This window comes from Brevibacillus sp. GCM10020057 (assembly GCF_042683565.1).
GTDB lineage: Bacteria > Bacillota > Bacilli > Brevibacillales > Brevibacillaceae > Brevibacillus.
Genome location: NZ_JBHUJW010000041.1, coordinates 205,971 through 221,426, shown reverse-complemented (window position 1 = coordinate 221,426; position 15,456 = coordinate 205,971). Strand labels below are relative to the sequence as shown.

At 57.3% G+C, this 15,456-nt stretch carries 18 protein-coding genes and 1 riboswitch; of the genes, 6 read left to right on the top strand and 12 right to left on the bottom strand.

Features of this window, described 5'->3' with window-relative positions; translation table 11 throughout:
• The first annotated feature begins 4 nt into the window (after window positions 1-4).
• Window positions 5-1,441, top strand: a complete 1,437-nt coding sequence (locus tag ACFSO0_RS13020) for a recombinase family protein (protein WP_376880922.1) — start codon at window positions 5-7, stop codon at window positions 1,439-1,441.
• A 23-nt stretch (window positions 1,442-1,464) separates the two neighbouring features.
• Window positions 1,465-1,743: a S1C family serine protease gene (locus tag ACFSO0_RS13015; protein ID WP_376880919.1), complete on the top strand. Its 279-nt coding sequence runs from the start codon at window positions 1,465-1,467 to the stop codon at window positions 1,741-1,743.
• A gap of 98 nt (window positions 1,744-1,841) precedes the next feature.
• Here ACFSO0_RS13015 and ACFSO0_RS13010 read toward each other — a convergent pair whose 3' ends face one another.
• Complete coding sequence (locus ACFSO0_RS13010; RefSeq protein WP_376880917.1) at window positions 1,842-1,988, bottom strand: hypothetical protein; 147 nt, start codon at window positions 1,986-1,988, stop codon at window positions 1,842-1,844.
• A 61-nt stretch (window positions 1,989-2,049) separates the two neighbouring features.
• Complete coding sequence (locus ACFSO0_RS13005) at window positions 2,050-2,331, bottom strand: DUF2325 domain-containing protein (RefSeq protein ID WP_376880915.1); 282 nt, start codon at window positions 2,329-2,331, stop codon at window positions 2,050-2,052.
• A gap of 255 nt (window positions 2,332-2,586) precedes the next feature.
• Between ACFSO0_RS13005 and ACFSO0_RS13000 the strand changes: the two genes are divergently transcribed.
• Both ACFSO0_RS13000 and ACFSO0_RS12995 read left to right on the top strand, forming a co-directional pair.
• Window positions 2,587-3,183: an IMEF encapsulin system ferritin-like cargo protein gene (locus tag ACFSO0_RS13000; RefSeq protein WP_376880912.1), complete on the top strand. Its 597-nt coding sequence runs from the start codon at window positions 2,587-2,589 to the stop codon at window positions 3,181-3,183.
• A 33-nt stretch (window positions 3,184-3,216) separates the two neighbouring features.
• Entirely contained in the window at window positions 3,217-4,065 is an 849-nt protein-coding gene (locus ACFSO0_RS12995) for a family 1 encapsulin nanocompartment shell protein (RefSeq protein WP_376880910.1), read from the top strand.
• A 134-nt stretch (window positions 4,066-4,199) separates the two neighbouring features.
• Here the strand turns inward: ACFSO0_RS12995 and ACFSO0_RS12990 are convergent, their stop codons facing one another.
• The 8 genes from ACFSO0_RS12990 to ACFSO0_RS12955 all read right to left on the bottom strand — a co-directional run bounded on the left by ACFSO0_RS12990 (window position 4,200) and on the right by ACFSO0_RS12955 (window position 11,631).
• Entirely contained in the window at window positions 4,200-5,408 is a 1,209-nt protein-coding gene (locus ACFSO0_RS12990) for an aminotransferase-like domain-containing protein (protein ID WP_376880907.1), read from the bottom strand.
• Window positions 5,409-5,594: 186 nt separating this feature from the next.
• On the bottom strand, window positions 5,595-6,065 hold the full coding sequence (locus tag ACFSO0_RS12985) for a hypothetical protein (protein ID WP_376880904.1): 471 nt from the start codon (window positions 6,063-6,065) through the stop codon (window positions 5,595-5,597).
• A 206-nt stretch (window positions 6,066-6,271) separates the two neighbouring features.
• On the bottom strand, window positions 6,272-7,450 hold the full coding sequence (locus tag ACFSO0_RS12980) for a pyridoxal phosphate-dependent aminotransferase (RefSeq protein WP_376880902.1): 1,179 nt from the start codon (window positions 7,448-7,450) through the stop codon (window positions 6,272-6,274).
• A 100-nt stretch (window positions 7,451-7,550) separates the two neighbouring features.
• A riboswitch (SAM riboswitch) is annotated at window positions 7,551-7,666 on the bottom strand.
• 51 nt (window positions 7,667-7,717) lie between these two features.
• Window positions 7,718-7,855 (bottom strand): hypothetical protein, encoded by a 138-nt coding sequence (locus tag ACFSO0_RS12975; RefSeq protein WP_376880899.1) that lies wholly within the window; start codon window positions 7,853-7,855, stop codon window positions 7,718-7,720.
• A gap of 19 nt (window positions 7,856-7,874) precedes the next feature.
• A complete protein-coding gene (locus ACFSO0_RS12970) occupies window positions 7,875-8,774 on the bottom strand; it encodes a DMT family transporter (RefSeq protein ID WP_376880897.1) in 900 nt (299 codons plus the stop codon).
• A gap of 153 nt (window positions 8,775-8,927) precedes the next feature.
• Window positions 8,928-10,199 carry an MFS transporter gene (locus ACFSO0_RS12965; protein ID WP_376880894.1) on the bottom strand — a complete coding sequence of 424 codons (1,272 nt, stop codon included), beginning with the start codon at window positions 10,197-10,199 and terminating at the stop codon, window positions 8,928-8,930.
• A 3-nt stretch (window positions 10,200-10,202) separates the two neighbouring features.
• Window positions 10,203-10,685, bottom strand: coding sequence for a cyclic pyranopterin monophosphate synthase MoaC (gene moaC / locus ACFSO0_RS12960; protein ID WP_376880891.1), 483 nt, complete (start codon window positions 10,683-10,685; stop codon window positions 10,203-10,205).
• A gap of 142 nt (window positions 10,686-10,827) precedes the next feature.
• Window positions 10,828-11,631: a hypothetical protein gene (locus ACFSO0_RS12955; RefSeq protein ID WP_376880889.1), complete on the bottom strand. Its 804-nt coding sequence runs from the start codon at window positions 11,629-11,631 to the stop codon at window positions 10,828-10,830.
• A 210-nt stretch (window positions 11,632-11,841) separates the two neighbouring features.
• Here ACFSO0_RS12955 and ACFSO0_RS12950 point away from each other — a divergent pair, with 210 nt between their 5' ends.
• Both ACFSO0_RS12950 and ACFSO0_RS12945 read left to right on the top strand, forming a co-directional pair.
• Window positions 11,842-12,546 (top strand): molybdenum cofactor biosynthesis protein, encoded by a 705-nt coding sequence (locus ACFSO0_RS12950; protein ID WP_376880886.1) that lies wholly within the window; start codon window positions 11,842-11,844, stop codon window positions 12,544-12,546.
• A gap of 5 nt (window positions 12,547-12,551) precedes the next feature.
• Window positions 12,552-13,577, top strand: a complete 1,026-nt coding sequence (locus ACFSO0_RS12945) for a ThiF family adenylyltransferase (protein ID WP_376880884.1) — start codon at window positions 12,552-12,554, stop codon at window positions 13,575-13,577.
• A 90-nt stretch (window positions 13,578-13,667) separates the two neighbouring features.
• Here the strand turns inward: ACFSO0_RS12945 and ACFSO0_RS12940 are convergent, their stop codons facing one another.
• Together ACFSO0_RS12940 and ACFSO0_RS12935 are read right to left on the bottom strand one after the other, a co-directional pair.
• A complete protein-coding gene (locus ACFSO0_RS12940) occupies window positions 13,668-14,783 on the bottom strand; it encodes a sensor histidine kinase (protein WP_376880881.1) in 1,116 nt (371 codons plus the stop codon).
• On the bottom strand, window positions 14,780-15,454 hold the full coding sequence (locus ACFSO0_RS12935; RefSeq protein ID WP_376881074.1) for a response regulator transcription factor: 675 nt from the start codon (window positions 15,452-15,454) through the stop codon (window positions 14,780-14,782). Before ACFSO0_RS12935 ends, ACFSO0_RS12940 begins: the two co-directional genes overlap by 4 nt.
• Between the last annotated feature and the right edge of the window lie 2 nt (window positions 15,455-15,456).

Here is a 15,456-nt window from a genome sequence, read left to right as displayed (position 1 = left end):
AAACGTGAGAACGGCTGTTTACATCAGGGTCAGTACGGAGGATCAGGCGCGTGAAGGGTTTTCCATCCCTGCCCAACGGGAAAAGCTGCTCGCGTACGCGCATTCGCAGGACTGGACGGTCACCCGCCTGTACGTGGATGAAGGAGTCAGCGCCAAAGATATGAACCGCCCCCAGCTGGCCCGACTGCTGGCGGATGTGCGCAGCGGCGGGATCGACGTCGTGCTGGTGTACCGTCTGGATCGCCTCACGCGGTCCGTGCTCGATCTGTATCAGCTGCTGCAGGAATTCGAGCGCTGCGGCGTGCGCTTCAAGAGCTGCACGGAAGTATACGACACGACGACGGCCATGGGCCGCCTGTTCATTACGTTGGTGGCAGCACTGGCCCAGTGGGAGCGGGAAAACCTGGCGGAGCGCGTCAAGCTCGGCATGGAGCAGATGGTCAAAGAGCGCAAGCGGCCAGGCGGTCCCGCGCCGTACGGCTACAATTTGCGCGATGGCGCACTGGCCATCGTCCCCGAGGAGGCGGCTGCTGTCCGGATGATGTTCGAGCAGTACGCCAGCGGAGAGACGCCGCGCAAAATTGCCGAACAAGCCAACTGTCTCGGCGCACGGGGTAAAAATGGCGCGCCGTGGAGTGCCAGCGCCGTGCTGCGCCTGCTGAAAAACCCGGTCTACTACGGAGCCTTGCGCTGGAATTACGCAGACGCGGAACAAAAGCCCCATCCGCAAAAAGACTGGCTGCTCCAGAAATCGGCGCATCCGGCGATCATCGACGAACAGCTGTTTACGGCCGTGAAGCAAAAAATGGAGCAACGCAGCACGCGGCATCCTCGTGTGCTCTCCTCCCCCTTCCTGTTTTCCGGCCTGCTGTACTGCTCCTCCTGCGGTTCGCCGATGCGCGGAAAGGCGAGCCGAAATCACGCCCACATCTACTACTCGTGCGCAGCGAGGCAATCAGGGGCGTGCCATGCGCTGCCGATCCGCGAAGACCGGCTGGCCGACGCCGTCCTCGCCCAACTCAGGCACTACACAGCCGAAGCAATGGCGGCCGCCGCCGCTGTCCTCCGTTCACAAAGGCAGGCCGCCCCTTCAGACGGCAGGCAAACGGAAAAAGCGCTCACGCAAAAGCGCAGGCGCTGGGAGGAGGCGTATGCCGAAGGGCTGATTTCCCTGACAGACTTTCGCGCAAAGCTGGCAGAGCTAAAGGCCGCGTCAGCCCTGCCCTTGGCTGATCTGGCGCAAGAGGCCGCTCACCCGTTGGCTGGACCGGATGAAATCAGCCTGCTTGCAAACTGGGAATGGATCTGGGACGAAGCGACCCGCGAGGAAAGGCGGCAGCTTGCGACCAGCCTGATCGAACGCATCGAAGCCACCGCGAGCCCCTTCGTCCCGCACGCCCGCAAACGGGGTGTGCAGGTGATCTTTCTCCGCTTTCGCTAAGTATTTTCCTCTTTTTTGTCTCTATGGGAACAAGTGGTTCTCCACTCGGTTTGGAAAATTCCGTAACAGCCGGGATCATCAGCGCGAAAAACCGGAGATTGCAGGTCGCCAAACGGCTGTATGAAGAAATTTTCCAGACGGATGCGGCGATCAATCCGGGAAACAGCGGCGGTCCGCTCATCAATCTGAACGGCGAAGTGATTGGCCTGAACGCCTTCATCATCCAGTCCAGCCAATGCCTTGGCTTTGCCATCGGGATCGATGCGCTCAAAGCGCAACTGGAGCAGTATGTATTCAAATAAGCGGCCCATGAGGTCATGGCAGAAGCACCCGGCTGCGCCGCCAGCGGCGTAGGCTGCGGCAGCGGAATCAGACAAAAAAGAGCAGACAAAAACCCCGTCTAGCGGGACGGGGCTTGCTTTTCATAGGCGATTAGATACACCTGTCGGCCATCGGAATTGATCTGTTCCTCTGCCTGTTTGAGCTGCTCCAGTTGGGCGGCCGTCAGCTGTGCAAGCGGCAATTCGTGCAGGCGTTTTGGTTCCATTGCGGCATTCCTCCGTGGTATCAGTCTCGCTAGTAGTCTGTCCACCGCGGGAGGTATGTATTTACGCCGTTATTTGGAAAGCCTTGGCAATCGCGGAGCACGAACGCTTGCAGAACACAATGGGCAGCTCCCGATCTTTTGCCTGATTTTTTACGGTTTTGGCCAGGTTGTGATTGACGTAATCCGTCAATACGAGAATCATGTGTGTGCCAGTAGGAATTTTTACTCCGGTCTGGGAGCTTTTTCGCCCCGTCACATGATGGATTTCCTGGAATCCTCTCTCCTGCAAAAACTCGATAATATTGCCGAGGCGATCTCCGCCGATGACTAAAATGGATGACATAGCCTTGTTACCTCCTTGGGATTCGGGTGATTCTTCTATCTATGTTGATTCTCAAATGTGTAGTTGATAATGAATATCACTCTTATTGATAAATATTATCATTACCAATTAGCTTTGACAATACTCTCCATGATATCTTTTTTGTAAAAAAACAAAACTACGAACAAATATGAGAGAAATCTACTTGCTTCTTGCCCGGTGGATTTTTCCATGCGTATAATGAAGGAACAGTTCAAAGCGAGGAGGTGGCGGAGGGTGCAAGACTTTTCACAGCTGCACGCCATTTTTGATCGTACCAGAGGCTACATCAACCGTTTCATGAGCATCATTCAGCCCATCGTTGACGCTGCCCAGGACGAGCACACCCGCCTGTATTACCATCACATTCTGGAAGAAGAAGAACAGCGTTTGGGGCGCCTGGAGCAACTGGTTCCCCATCTGGAAGAACTGGCTGCGAATCAGAAATCGGATCAATTGAGCGACCGCGAGCTGTCTCGTCTGCTGTCCGATATTAATCTGGAGCGCTTCGGGCTGCACAATTTCCGCGAGCATCTGGAACTGTCCCTGTACGAGTTTCGCGATGAAGAGACGCGGCTCGACCTCGACGGCATGCGGGAAAAAACGCATGCTGACTACTTGCTGGTAAAAGACATCATGAGCAGGCTGAGCGAACGCTTCTCGGATGTGTACCACGCGGATCTGACTGACCACGACGAAGGGCATGACGTTCATCAGGTGGACCATCTGAAGGCGTCGGCGGGCGTTGCGTCCGTCACCTCGCATCCGGCTGCTCCTGCTTCCGTCCCCGGCAAAAAGGGACTGACCGTAGGCAGCTTGAAAGGTTTGCACTAATCCTACAATCCTGACTGACTTGGAGGTATAGCAATGGACAAGCTTCGCAAATACCCGGACTCTCCCCTGACTCACGAGGAATGGAACCAGCTGGACGCGACTGTCGTCGACATGGCCCGTCGCCAACTGGTCGGCCGCCGCTTCATCGACATTTACGGACCGCTCGGAGAAGGCATCCAGACCATTACCAATGACGTGTACGACGAATCCCGTTTCGGCGGGCTGAGCCTGCGCGGCGAATCGCTGGAATTGACGCAGCCGAGCCGTCGCGTCAGCATGACCATCCCGATTTTGTACAAAGACTTCATGCTCTACTGGCGCGATGTTGCCCAGGCCCGTACGCTAGGCATGCCGCTGGACATGAGCGCGGCAGCCAACGCCGCTTCCGGCTGCGCCCTGCTGGAAGACGACCTGATTTTCAACGGGGCGGCTGAATTCGATCTGCCCGGCCTGATGAACGTGAAAGGACGCCTCACCCATCTCAAGAGCGACTGGATGGAATCCGGCAATGCCTTTGCCGACATCGTGGAAGCGCGCAACAAACTGTTGAAAATGGGCCACAGCGGTCCTTACGCGCTCGTGGTCTCTCCTGAACTGTACGCGCTGCTGCACCGCGTCCACAAAGGAACCAACGTGCTGGAGATCGACCACGTCCGCAACCTCGTCACCGACGGCGTCTTCCAATCTCCGACGATCAAGGGACGCGCGGGTGTCCTCGTCGCAACCGGCCGCCACAATCTCGACCTGGCCGTCGCTGAAGACTTCGACACGTCTTTCCTCGGAGACGAGCAAATGAACAGCTTGTTCCGCGTCTACGAGTGCGTCGTCCTGCGCATCAAGCGTCCGACTGCCATCTGCACGCTGGAAGAGACAGAAGAATAATCGTCCCCGGACATTGAAAAAGACAGCCACTCTTTTGGCTGTCTTTTTGGTACGGACAGAAAGGGAACAGCTTCCTGTCCGGCAATTGTATCTATGTCCAGTGGCGGCCCGGTTTGCCAGGCGTTCGTTGCTGCCTAGTTCGTGACGGCTTCCGTTTGCTGATACTGCGCCAGTGCTTTGCCCAGGCGGGAAATCGCCAGCTGCGTGTCTTCGCGATTGAGCAGGGTGTAGTTCAGGCGCATCGTATTGAGCCTGGCTTCCTCCGCATAGAACGGCTTGCCCGGTACGAAAGCCACGCCTTCTTTTACGGAGAGCGCGAGCAGTTTTTCGGCATCGAAGTTCTGCGGCAGGTTCACCCAGAAGAACATCCCTCCGCGCGGTTTCTCCCACGTCACGCCTTCCCATTGCTGCCTAGTCATCAGTTCATGCATCCACTCCATGCGCTCTTGGTAGGAGGAGCGGATTTTCCGGATATGGCTGTCCAGATCGAAGCGGGACAACAGCTGGTGCAGCGCAATCTGGTCGATGGTGCTCGACTGCAGATCGACGGCCTGTTTTGCCTTGACCATCATCTGGATGACGCGGGAATCCCCGATCGCCCAGCCGGTGCGCAGACCTGGCGCGACGATCTTGGAAAACGTGCTGGTGTAGACGACACAGGAGTCGGTCGGATGCTCATCCAGCGAAAAGATGGAGCGGTATGGCTCCTGTCCGTCAAACTGGATTTCGCCGTACGGATCGTCCTCCAGAATCAGAATGTTATTTTCCTTGCACTGACGCAGCAGGCCGAGACGGCGCTCGAGCGACCACACCTTTCCGGTCGGGTTGGCAAATGTCGGGATGACGTAGGCCATTTTCGGGCGGTATTTTGCGATTTTCGCCGCCAGATCGTCCAGATCCATGCCTTCAGCGTCTCCCTCCACCGGAATGGCGCGAATACCACGAAATTGGAACAATTGGACCGCAGCCAGGTACGTAGGGTTTTCTACCAGCACGACGTCGCCTTCGTCCAAATAGACGCGGCAAAGCAAGTCGACGGCCTGCTGGGAGCCGGTGGTCAGCAGCATATTGTCCACGCCAACATTCATCTGTTTTTGCTTCATGCGGGAAGCCACCCATTCGCGCAACGGCAAATAGCCGTCGGTCAGACCGTACTGCAGAGCCTTCGCACCCAAATCGAACGAGCGGTCAAACGCTTCCCGCATTTCTGCGATCGGAAAAGAATCCTCTGCCGGCAATCCCCCGGCCAGCGAGAGAACCTGATTGCCTTGTGTCAGCTTCAAGATTTCCCGGACCGCCGAGGAGGATAATGCTTCGACTGATTTTGAAAATGAATACTCCATGTTCCGTTCCCCCTTGATTTTGTTTAATCTTGTTTTATCACTGCCGACAAGCAATGTCCAATGCTCGCTTGCTATGGGGGAATAGGTTTTAGCTATGTCGAGCGGCTGTTCGATTCCGCTGCCGAAAACGAAAAACCCCTTTCCGCATGGGAAAGAGGCTATGTATCTGTTCATGGAAAGCGATCTCTACGCGATCCGCACAACTCGCGATTTCTCTGCTTGCGGCAGGAACGACAGGTCGAACCGGGCATGCGCTTCTTCCAGTCCCACGTCCTGTGCCAGGAGCAAGGCTTCCTCCTGGAACGTCAACGTACAGCTGCCTTCGTTCAACTCGCACAGACGCTTCAGCCGTTTCAGACGGTCCGCCTTTTTCTCGGCCCGCATGTATTCGTTGCGCAGCTCGCACACATCGACATGGCGAGCATCGGCAATCATGCTGATGTCGTCTACGTGGACAATCAGTCTCTGACCTTCTTCCGTCACAAAACCGATCGAGCAAAAATGCGCACCTGACATTTCCAGGCGAGTGAGTACCGCATTGGCGTAAACTTCTCCCGTACGCAGCCGGATCGAGCTGGCTTCTATGGCCCCGCCTATCTTCCGCTCGTTGGCGATCACCGTATACATATCCGTGTAGCCGTTAATCTGATAGCGCATGGTACCCTCCCGTTTTGCCCAAGTTGTCATTGAGACTAATTATCATCGGCAATTCCTATCCTATAATGAAAATCATTATCTGTCAATAATGAGAATGATTTTTATTGATAGTGACTCTGGCTGCGCTTTTCGTCCTGCAAGAAAAGACCGCACTCGCTGAATCGGTCAGTGAATGCGGTCTGTTTCTTCGGTATTACCTTTGTATGTTATGCTTTGGCAAAAATGCCGAGCTGCTCGATTCTGCGCACAGCCTCTGCCAGACGCGCTTCATCGGACAGCAGGGCGGCGCGCACGTAGCCTTCGCCGGTCGGGCCAAAACCGTTTCCAGGCGCTACCACGACATGGGCTTTTTCCAGCAGCAAATCGGAAAATTCGACGGACGTAAAGCCGCTCGGAACCGGGAGCCAGGCGAAAAAGGAGCCTTGGGAGGGCTGCGCCTGCCAGCCGATGCGGTGCAGGTTGGTAAACAGAGCGTTGCGCCGGCTCTCATACACCGCGACGAGATCGCGGACGCACTGCTGCGATCCGGCCATGGCTTTGACGGCGGCCATCTGCACGGCTCCGAACAGGCTCACGAAGTAGTGGTCCTGGATCAGGTTAATCAACCGCACCAGCTCGCGGTTGCCGACCATCGCGCCGACGCGCCAGCCTGCCATGTTGTACGTCTTGGACAACGTGTAAAACTCGACGCCGACTTCTTTTGCCCCCGGCACTTGCATGAAGCTGACCGGCTTCTTGCCGTCATAGCTGATCGCTCCGTAGGCGAAGTCGTGGCAGACGACGATTTCGTTTTTGCGGGCGAAGCGAATCGTCTCCTCGAAAAATTCAATCGGAGCATTGACGGCGGTAGGATTGTTCGGGTAGTTGAGGAACATCAGCTTCGCACGCTCCAGATCTGCCTGGGCGATCTGGCCGTAGTTCGGCAAAAACCCGTTTTCAGCACGAAGCGGCATCATGACCATGCGCCCGTCCACGACAGCCACGCCGGACCAGTAGTCCGGATAGCCGGGGTCCGGAACCAGCGCCACATCGCCCTGGTTCATCAGCACCTGGCAGATTTCCACCAAGCCCGTCTTGCTGCCGAACAGGATGGCGACTTCTTCTTCCGGATCGAGATCGACGTCGAATTCTTGCTTGTACCAATGCGCGACTGCCTGCTTCAGCTCCAGGCGGCCGCTGAACGGCGGATATTTATGATGCAGCGGGAGCGCGGCGGCTGCCTGCAATTCTTCTACAATATGCGGGGGAGTCGGCAAATCGGGATTGCCTTGGCCGAGATTGATGACGTCGTGCCCGGCTGCGATCACTTTGTTTACTTTCGCTACCAGCGTGGCAAAAAACTGTGTCGGCAGCCGCTCGATCATGTCAGAGGGTTGAATACGCATCTGTCTTCATTTCCTTTCTGTCGGGTAATGCAGGTAGCGCGATATGAGCAACAAAAACCCCTTTTCCTTACAGAAAAAGGGGTAGATCAGCTTCGTCACGTCCTTATCTGCCAGGAATACTCCTGCTGGAATTGGCACAGCATCTTTTGCCGCCGGGGCAAACAGATCCGCTGCCGGGCTTCATCGGGCCAGTCCCTCCACCTCTCTGCATAAGTAAAGTACACGGAATATAATGTTTTGAATCTTCTTCATACTACTTGAGCCGTATCAGCGTGTCAAGATGCTTGCTGCATTTGCACCATCGCCCCATCGTGCAGCAGCATCTGCGAGCGCCAGGACGAGCAGCCTTGCCCGCATCTTCGCGGTGGAATAGCCTTCCAGACAAAAAAACAGGCTGCCTGACATCTGCAGCCTGCTTTCCCCTTTACGTCTCCACAGTCGCTTGCGTTTTCGGCTTCTCCCGTCTGCCCGTCAAAAATACGCCGCCCACAATAAAGACCATGCCTGCCATGAGGTTCCACGTAATGGCTTCATGCAACAGCGCATAGCCCCAGACAAAGGCGGTGACCGGCACCAGATAGGTCACGAGAGACGCAATCTCCGGCCCGCCCTTTTGCACCAGGTAGTAGTACAAAATATACGCGATGCCGGAGCCAAACACGCCGATCCCCGCCAAGGCCCCAAGGGTACTGCCCGAAGTGAAGGCGGTGAAGGAACAGGATTCTGTCATCAACGCAACGCTCCCGCTGCCGAGCGTAGAGCTAAGCAAGGTGCCGAACGTGATCTGGTAAGCAGACAAGTTGCCCGGCAGCCGCCTGGACAACTGCCCGCCGACCGCATAACAGCAGGTCGCTGCCATCATGCATAGAAAGCCGAGCACATCGACGGAGACGATGGAGACAGGGTTCACGTCGAGCAGGACGATGATTCCGCAAAAGCCGATGAGCATCCCCAGCCACTGCATGCGACCGACCGCGGCTTTGAAGAACAGAATCCCGATCGCCAGCGTCCAGAGCGGTGTCGTCGCATTCAGGACCGATGCCATTGTGCTCGTCACCCGCGTCTCGCTGAAGGCGATGAACGCCCAGGGAATTGCCGTATTGATCAAGGCCATCCTCACCATCGGGCCCCAGGCGATCCGCTTCAGTTCCAGCGGCTTTTTCAGGATGAGCATGACGATGGTGATCGTGATCAGGCCGAGCGCCGAGCGCAGAAAGGCAATCGTCCAGGGACCGAACTCGTGGAGCAATATTTTCATAAAGAAAAACGACCCGCCCCAAATCAGGCTGAGCATCGTCAAAACCAGAACCAACGACCGCGACACACAAATCCCTTCCCTCTTCGTATTCTGCATGCACAGCAATGCCATGCTTGTATTCTAGCAGGCCAAAGATTCCACGGCTATCGAAGTTTGCCGGTTGCTGCACTTGCCTTCTCATCTGGGCAAAAGGCACAAGCCGGGCGCCTTTTCGCTGCTCTATTTTTCGATCGTCGCCTGGATGCCCCTTCGTTTGCCGCGCTTTTGCATGGAGCCTTGCAGAACGAAAAAGGCAACGGACAAAAGGGACAATCCAGCCATGATGTACAGCAGCCCCTGCGCCTGGAACGTCTGGAAGATGAAAGCCCCGAGCAGCGGACCGAGCATGCGGCCTGCCGAGCCGGTGCCGGATACCAGCCCCTGGATGAAGCCTTCCCGTCCTTGTGGCGTGAACTCTGCCGCTACGGTCGGGACGGCAGGCCAGACGAGCATTTCGCCGATCGTCATCACGAACATGGCCGCGACAAAACCGGCATAGGCGGTCGTCTGCGACAAAATCAGCATCGACAAGGCGAACACATACGTCCCCAGCAGCAACTGTGCACGCAGCGTTCGGGCGAGGCGCCTGATGATCCACGCGATCAGCGGCTGCCCGAACAGGATGAGCCCTCCGTTCAACGTCCAGAGCAGGCTGTATTGGCGCAAGGAAATGCCGAGCGACTGCATGTAGGCAGACAGCACCGTCGTCCACTGCACGTAGACGATCCAGCTGATGAGAAGCCCTGCGCACAGCAGCACCAGCGCTCCCCATACGACTTTTTGAACAGAAGTCGCTGCGTCCCGCGGCACTTCCAAAGCGGCTGACGCCTGACTGTCTGCCGCCCTCAGCTCCACGCTCCCGTCTGGCTGCCCGGATGCAGCGGCTTGCAGGTGCCGGGGCAGGATGAAGATGAACATCGCGAACACGCAGACCTGGGCAATGGCGTTGCCGAAGAACGTCCAGGCAAACGACACGCTCGCCAGTACCCCGCCGAGTGCGGAGCCGGCCGCGACGCCTGCGTTCAGCGCCACGTAAATCATGTTCATGACCTTGCGTCCTCCCTCGGGCCACAGCACGACGGCGAGCGCGTTCATGACGGGCGAGAGCATCCCGTAGAACAAGCCGCTTAGCAGCAGCAAGACGGTGTAGGCCGTGAAGTTGGCCGTAAAGCCCAAAAAGAGGGAAATGACGATGATGCCAAGGGAGGACAGCACGATCGTCTTCATCTTCCCCCAGCGGTCAAAGAGCATGCCGCCTGCCAGACTGCCGATGAGAAAAGCCCCCTGGTTTAACATGAGCAGCAAGCCAGCTGTCGTCAGCGGCTTGCCCAGATACTCGTGAATGTAGATCGTAACCAGCGGCCAAATACAAGCCATGCCGGTAGAAAAAATGACGGCAGCAATCGAAAGGAGCCGAATGCTGCTCGGATAGGATTTCCACGCCTGATTCATCTGTCAGTTCTCTCCCCGGCGGAAGTCGCCGCTTTTTCCGCCTGTCTTCAGCAAAAGGCTGGTCGGACCGATTACCATGCCTTTGTCCATCGCCTTGCACATGTCGTACACTGTCAAGGCTGCGACGCTTGCTGCAGTCAGTGCTTCCATTTCCACACCGGTTTTTCCAGTCGTTTTGACCATCGCTTCGATCACGAGCGTCTCGTCATCGGCAAAAGCAAAGCGGATGTCGATCCCGGTCAGCGGCAGCGGATGGCACATCGGAATGATGTCCCACGTCTTTTTCGCCGCCATGACTCCCGCCACCTGTGCGACCGCGAGCACATCGCCCTTTTCGATGCGCCCTTCGCGAATGCGCGCCAGCGTCTCCGGCTTCATCGAAATTTTGCTTTGGGCCACAGCTTCGCGCTTCGAACTGTCCTTTTCCGATACATCCACCATGCGGGCACGGTTTTGTTCATTAAAATGCGTCAACAGGTCACTCATTGTCGTCCTCCAAAAACAAGCGAAAATTCGGACTGCCTCCGATTTTCGCCTCATTGCATCCAGGATGATTGCGCCTCCTCTACCTTACTCTGGCTTTGGGAGAAAAGCAATCGCGAAAGTATCGGGGGACAAACACAACCATTTACCAGCCGGCCAGCTCGGAAATCAGCACGCCCCGGTTCGTGAGCGGAAGCTGCCTGTGCCAGGTAAACCCGCTCTCCGTCTGAATGAGCCTGTCGTGAAAGGAAAAGCGGAGCACTTTGGCAAAGTCGGCGCGCAGCGTGAAATACACCACGCCTTCCTCCGCCACGGCAACCAGCGATAATTGGGTAGGAAAAGCGCCGCCGTGCTGCGCGGTCTCCCGCAGGATGGAAAACGCGGCCGCGGGCTCGAACGGCTCCTGTACGGCGAGCAGCCGCTCCCGCGCGACCCGATAACGGTCTGCTCCCATCGCCTCGCTCTGTCCATTCTCCTGCTCGCCTCTGGCAAACAACGAAAAGTTCGTCAGGACCATGAACGGCTCGTCCGCAATTGCCGCGCTGCCCAGCGCTTTTTTCCCCGGCTCGACGACACACGCCTGCCCCATGCCCGCGATCAGGCTGTGCACGCTGTGGCCGGGGACATTGACGATCGCATGCTGATCAACGTAGGTGAAAACGTCGGTGAGAGCCAGCTTTTCTCCCAGCACATCCGCGAACAGCTTCATGATGTGCACGCAATTTTTCCCTCGCCGGTATTTCCCTTCCTCACTCGGTTCCACCATTTGCAAGTTCATGAACGTCCCGTTTTTATTGATGCCGAGCGCCGGGTAAAACTGGCCGCCGTCCTCCTGCATCACGAGCAGTTGGCCGTCCTTTTGACAGACCAGCTTGATCCGCCGGTCGGAAATGTCAAAATTCATGCCGATGCAAGTATGGCTCCCCTGATATACAAAGCTTGTGCACATGCTCCTCACACCCTTTCGTATCCCTTTACTATAACACCGATCATCAGCTCCTGTGGAAAATATTTGAAAAACGCACATTTCATCCGCCCGTGAGCATGCAGGCAATGACGCTTCGGCCACTTCCGAAACGTTGGCATCACGGCCGTATTATGATATTGTCATGCCATAGAAAAGCATGACTTTTTCAATGGGAAATGAGGAATTGCACGAATGACTGTCACGATCTTGCTGTTCGCCGGTCTGGCCGAGCGAGTCCATGAACGTCAAATCCAATTGACCCTGCCCGAGCCTGCCACCGTGCGCGACCTGCTGGAGGCTGTCGCCCGGCAGTATCCTGCGCTCGCTCCGCTGCTCGGCAGTTGCTTTGTTTCGGTCAATCACGAATATGCAACACCCGATCAAGCCATCGCCCCGCGCGACGAGATCGCCCTGCTTCCGCCCGTCAGCGGCGGGGAAGAAGAGCGCTTTTCCATTACCGAAGAGCCGCTCAGTGCAGACAGGCTGGTGCGCCTTGTCAGCAATCCTCACGCCGGCGCGATTCTCACCTTCGTAGGAACGGTCCGCGAATTTACGCACGGACAGCGCACTGTCTCGCTCTCCTATGAAGCCTACGCCCCGATGGCCGTCGAAAAAATGAAGCAGATCGCCGCCGAAATCGAAGAACGCTGGCCCGGCACACAGGTCGCCATGCAGCATCGCGTCGGAAATTTGCAGATCGAGGAAATCGCCGTAGTCGTAGCTGTCGCGACCGCCCACCGCAACGAGGCTTTCGAGGCGGGCCGCTACGCGATCGAGCGGCTCAAGCAAATCGTCCCCATCTGGAAAAAGGAAATGTGGGAAGACGGCAGCGAGTGGAAGGGCCATCAGCAGGGCCCGTGGAATCCGCTCGCCACATATGATGAAGGAGTGAAATAAGCAAAGTGGATACACGCTATTCCCGCCAACTCCTGTTTGCCCCGATCGGGAGCAGCGGACAGGAAAAACTCGGCCAAAGCCGCGTCGCCATCGTCGGGATGGGGGCGCTTGGAACCGTGCTCTCCAACCACATGGTCCGTGCCGGAGTCGGCTTTGTCAGGTTGATCGACCGCGATTTCGTGGAGCCGAGCAATTTACAGCGACAGATGTTGTACGATGAAGCAGACGCCGCCGAGCATTTGCCCAAAGCCATCGCCGCCCACGCGAAGCTGTCCCGCATCAACTCCGAAGTGGCGATCGAGCCTGTCGTCGCCGATCTGACGGCGTACAATGCAGAGGAGCTGCTCACCGACGTCGATCTCGTGCTCGATGCGACCGACAACTTCCAGGTGCGCTATCTGGTCAACGACGTCTGCGTCAAGCACGGCATCCCCTGGGTGTACGGCGGTGCGGTGAGCGCGACGGGGACCTTTACCGCCATCCGGCCCGGCAGCACCCCGTGCCTGCGCTGCCTGTTCCCCGAGGCGCCCAATCCGGGCGAGATGGCGACCTGCGACACGGCTGGCGTCATCGGACCGATCATTCACATCGTCGCCTCCTATCAGGCAACCGAAGCGTTCAAACTGCTGGTCGGCGCTGACAATGCGCTCAATCCGAACCTGGAGCACTTCGAGGTCTGGAACAACCGCCACCAGCAGATCAAGGTCGCAAACGCCCGCCGCCCTGACTGTCCGTGCTGCGGGCAGCGCGAATTTTCCTTCCTGCACCCGGAAACACAGGACGGACAGGCCGTCTCGCTGTGCGGACGAGATACCGTGCAAATCTCGCCAGCTGCCCGCATGTCCCTCGACCTGGACGCGCTGGCGGTACGTCTCGCGCCGCTCGGCCAGGTGGAGCGCAACAAGTTTTTGCTGCGCTTCCGCGTCGATCCGCATACTTTCGTCGTCTTCCCGGACGGCCGGGTGCTCGTCCAGGGCACGGATGACGTGACTCTGGCACGCACGCTGCACGCCAGGTACATCGGGGCATAACCGCACAGCCCCAAGCACAAGAGGCGATCTTCTCCGTCACAAACCGACGGCGAGATCGCCTCTTTCGCTTCTCTCCATTTGTCTGATCCATCACTTTGCGCGAGCGGGAGAAATCGGCTTTGAACCTCGCTTGCTTCCTTCCACTCCCTCGCCTGCATTCTTCGGCAAGGTAACGGTAAACGTCGTCCCTGCCCCCAGTTCGCTCTGCAACGTGATCCGGCCCTCGTGCAGCTCCACGATTTTTTTCACGATCGACAGTCCCAGGCCGCTGCCGCCTCCTGTCCGGCTGCGCGACTTGTCCGCCTTGAAAAATCGCTCGAATACACGCTCCTGATCCGCTGGCGAAATCCCGATCCCCGTATCCGTGATGTGCACGGCCACTTCGCGCTCCCCTCCCTGCAGCCGAATCTGCAGCCGACCACCACTCGGGGTGAACTTGATGCTGTTGCTGATCAGATTCGTCCACACCTGCATCAGCATCTCCTGGTCCGCGACGATCGTCACGCGTTCCAGCTCGAGCTCCAGCTCCAGCTCCTTTGCCATCCATTGCGGCTCGCACGCGAGGACGACTGCGCGCAGCTGCTGATCGAGGCTGTACGGAACCCGCTCCATCGGATGATGCTTGCCCTCCAGCGAAGTGAGCTTGAGCAGGTTTTCGCTGATTTTGGACAGACGCTCGCTCTCCATCTCGATGATCTCCAGGTAGTGCTGCCTCTCTTCGCGGCTTAGGTTGTCATTTTGCAATGCTCTGGCAAAACCGCTGATGGAGGTCAGGGGCGACTGGATTTCATGCGAGACGTTGGAGATGAACTCCTGCCGCAGCTGCTCCATTTCCCTCAGTTGCACCGCCATATGATTGATCCCCTGCACCAGCTCTCCCCAATGACGATCCAGATTCACATCCAGTTTGACGTTAAAATCTCCCTTTGCGATTCGGCGAAAAGCATCCAGGAGTATCTGAAACAGCTCGCGGTGCCTCCGGGGGAAGATCGTGGATATAAGGAACATTAAGGCGAAGAAGAGAAAAAATCCGAGCAGGCAGGTTGTCAACCACCGGGCAAACTCCGACATATCCGGCCACATTTTGGGGAAGGCAGACGAGGTCATCCAATAAGCTGCCGACCAGCAAAGGGTCAGCAGCCCCAAAAAGGCAAGGAGGCCGATCAGCCTGATGAGAATGTTCCTTTTTTGCCGCTCTCCTCTCATGGCGATACCTCCAGCCGATAGCCAAGTCCGCGGATCGTGCGGATGCAAAAACCGTATTCCTCGGCGGGAAACCGCTCCCGCAGCCGGTTGATGTGGACGTCTAGCGTGCGCTCGTTGCCTTCAAAATCGTAGCCCCAGATCTGCTCGATCAGCTGCTCCCGCGAAAGCGTCCTGCCCGAGTAGCTGGCCAGCTTGAACAGCAGCTCGAACTCTTTGGGCGGAATCGTGATCAGCTTGCTGTCGCCGGTAATGACGAAGGTCTTGCGGTCGAGCTTCAGGCGGCCGACCTGCACGATTTGGGAGGCGGCGATGCGGTACCGCTTCAGCAAAGCCTTGGCCCGCACCACCAGCTCTGCCGGCTCGAACGGCTTGACCAGATAGTCGTCTGCGCCCAGCTCGAAGCCTTTTATTTTTTGCGCCGTTTCGCCCTTTGCCGTCAGCATGAGCAGCGGAATGTCGTACAGGCTGCGCAGCTCGCGGCACAGATTCCAGCCGTCCATATTCGGCATCATGATGTCGAGGATGACCAGATCGGCAGGAGCGCTCTCCATTTTGCACAGCGCCTCTCTCCCGTCCTCTGCCTCCACGACCTCGAAGCCTTCCCGCTGCAAAAAGATGCGGACCAGCTCCCGAATATGCGGGTCATCGTCTACTACCATCAATCTGGTCATCA

Coding starts and splice junctions, on each gene's coding strand:
- ACFSO0_RS13015 (WP_376880919.1), top strand. CDS start 1,465: ATGGGAACAAGTGGTTCTCCACTCGGTTTGGAAAATTCCGTAACAGCC.
- ACFSO0_RS13010 (WP_376880917.1), bottom strand. CDS start 1,988: ATGGAACCAAAACGCCTGCACGAATTGCCGCTTGCACAGCTGACGGCC.
- ACFSO0_RS13005 (WP_376880915.1), bottom strand. CDS start 2,331: ATGTCATCCATTTTAGTCATCGGCGGAGATCGCCTCGGCAATATTATC.
- ACFSO0_RS12995 (WP_376880910.1), top strand. CDS start 3,217: ATGGACAAGCTTCGCAAATACCCGGACTCTCCCCTGACTCACGAGGAA.
- ACFSO0_RS12990 (WP_376880907.1), bottom strand. CDS start 5,408: ATGGAGTATTCATTTTCAAAATCAGTCGAAGCATTATCCTCCTCGGCG.
- ACFSO0_RS12985 (WP_376880904.1), bottom strand. CDS start 6,065: ATGCGCTATCAGATTAACGGCTACACGGATATGTATACGGTGATCGCC.
- ACFSO0_RS12980 (WP_376880902.1), bottom strand. CDS start 7,450: ATGCGTATTCAACCCTCTGACATGATCGAGCGGCTGCCGACACAGTTT.
- ACFSO0_RS12975 (WP_376880899.1), bottom strand. CDS start 7,855: ATGTCAGGCAGCCTGTTTTTTTGTCTGGAAGGCTATTCCACCGCGAAG.
- ACFSO0_RS12965 (WP_376880894.1), bottom strand. CDS start 10,199: ATGAATCAGGCGTGGAAATCCTATCCGAGCAGCATTCGGCTCCTTTCG.
- moaC (WP_376880891.1), bottom strand. CDS start 10,685: ATGAGTGACCTGTTGACGCATTTTAATGAACAAAACCGTGCCCGCATG.
- ACFSO0_RS12955 (WP_376880889.1), bottom strand. CDS start 11,631: ATGTGCACAAGCTTTGTATATCAGGGGAGCCATACTTGCATCGGCATG.
- ACFSO0_RS12950 (WP_376880886.1), top strand. CDS start 11,842: ATGACTGTCACGATCTTGCTGTTCGCCGGTCTGGCCGAGCGAGTCCAT.
- ACFSO0_RS12940 (WP_376880881.1), bottom strand. CDS start 14,783: ATGAGAGGAGAGCGGCAAAAAAGGAACATTCTCATCAGGCTGATCGGC.
- ACFSO0_RS12935 (WP_376881074.1), bottom strand. CDS start 15,454: ATGACCAGATTGATGGTAGTAGACGATGACCCGCATATTCGGGAGCTG.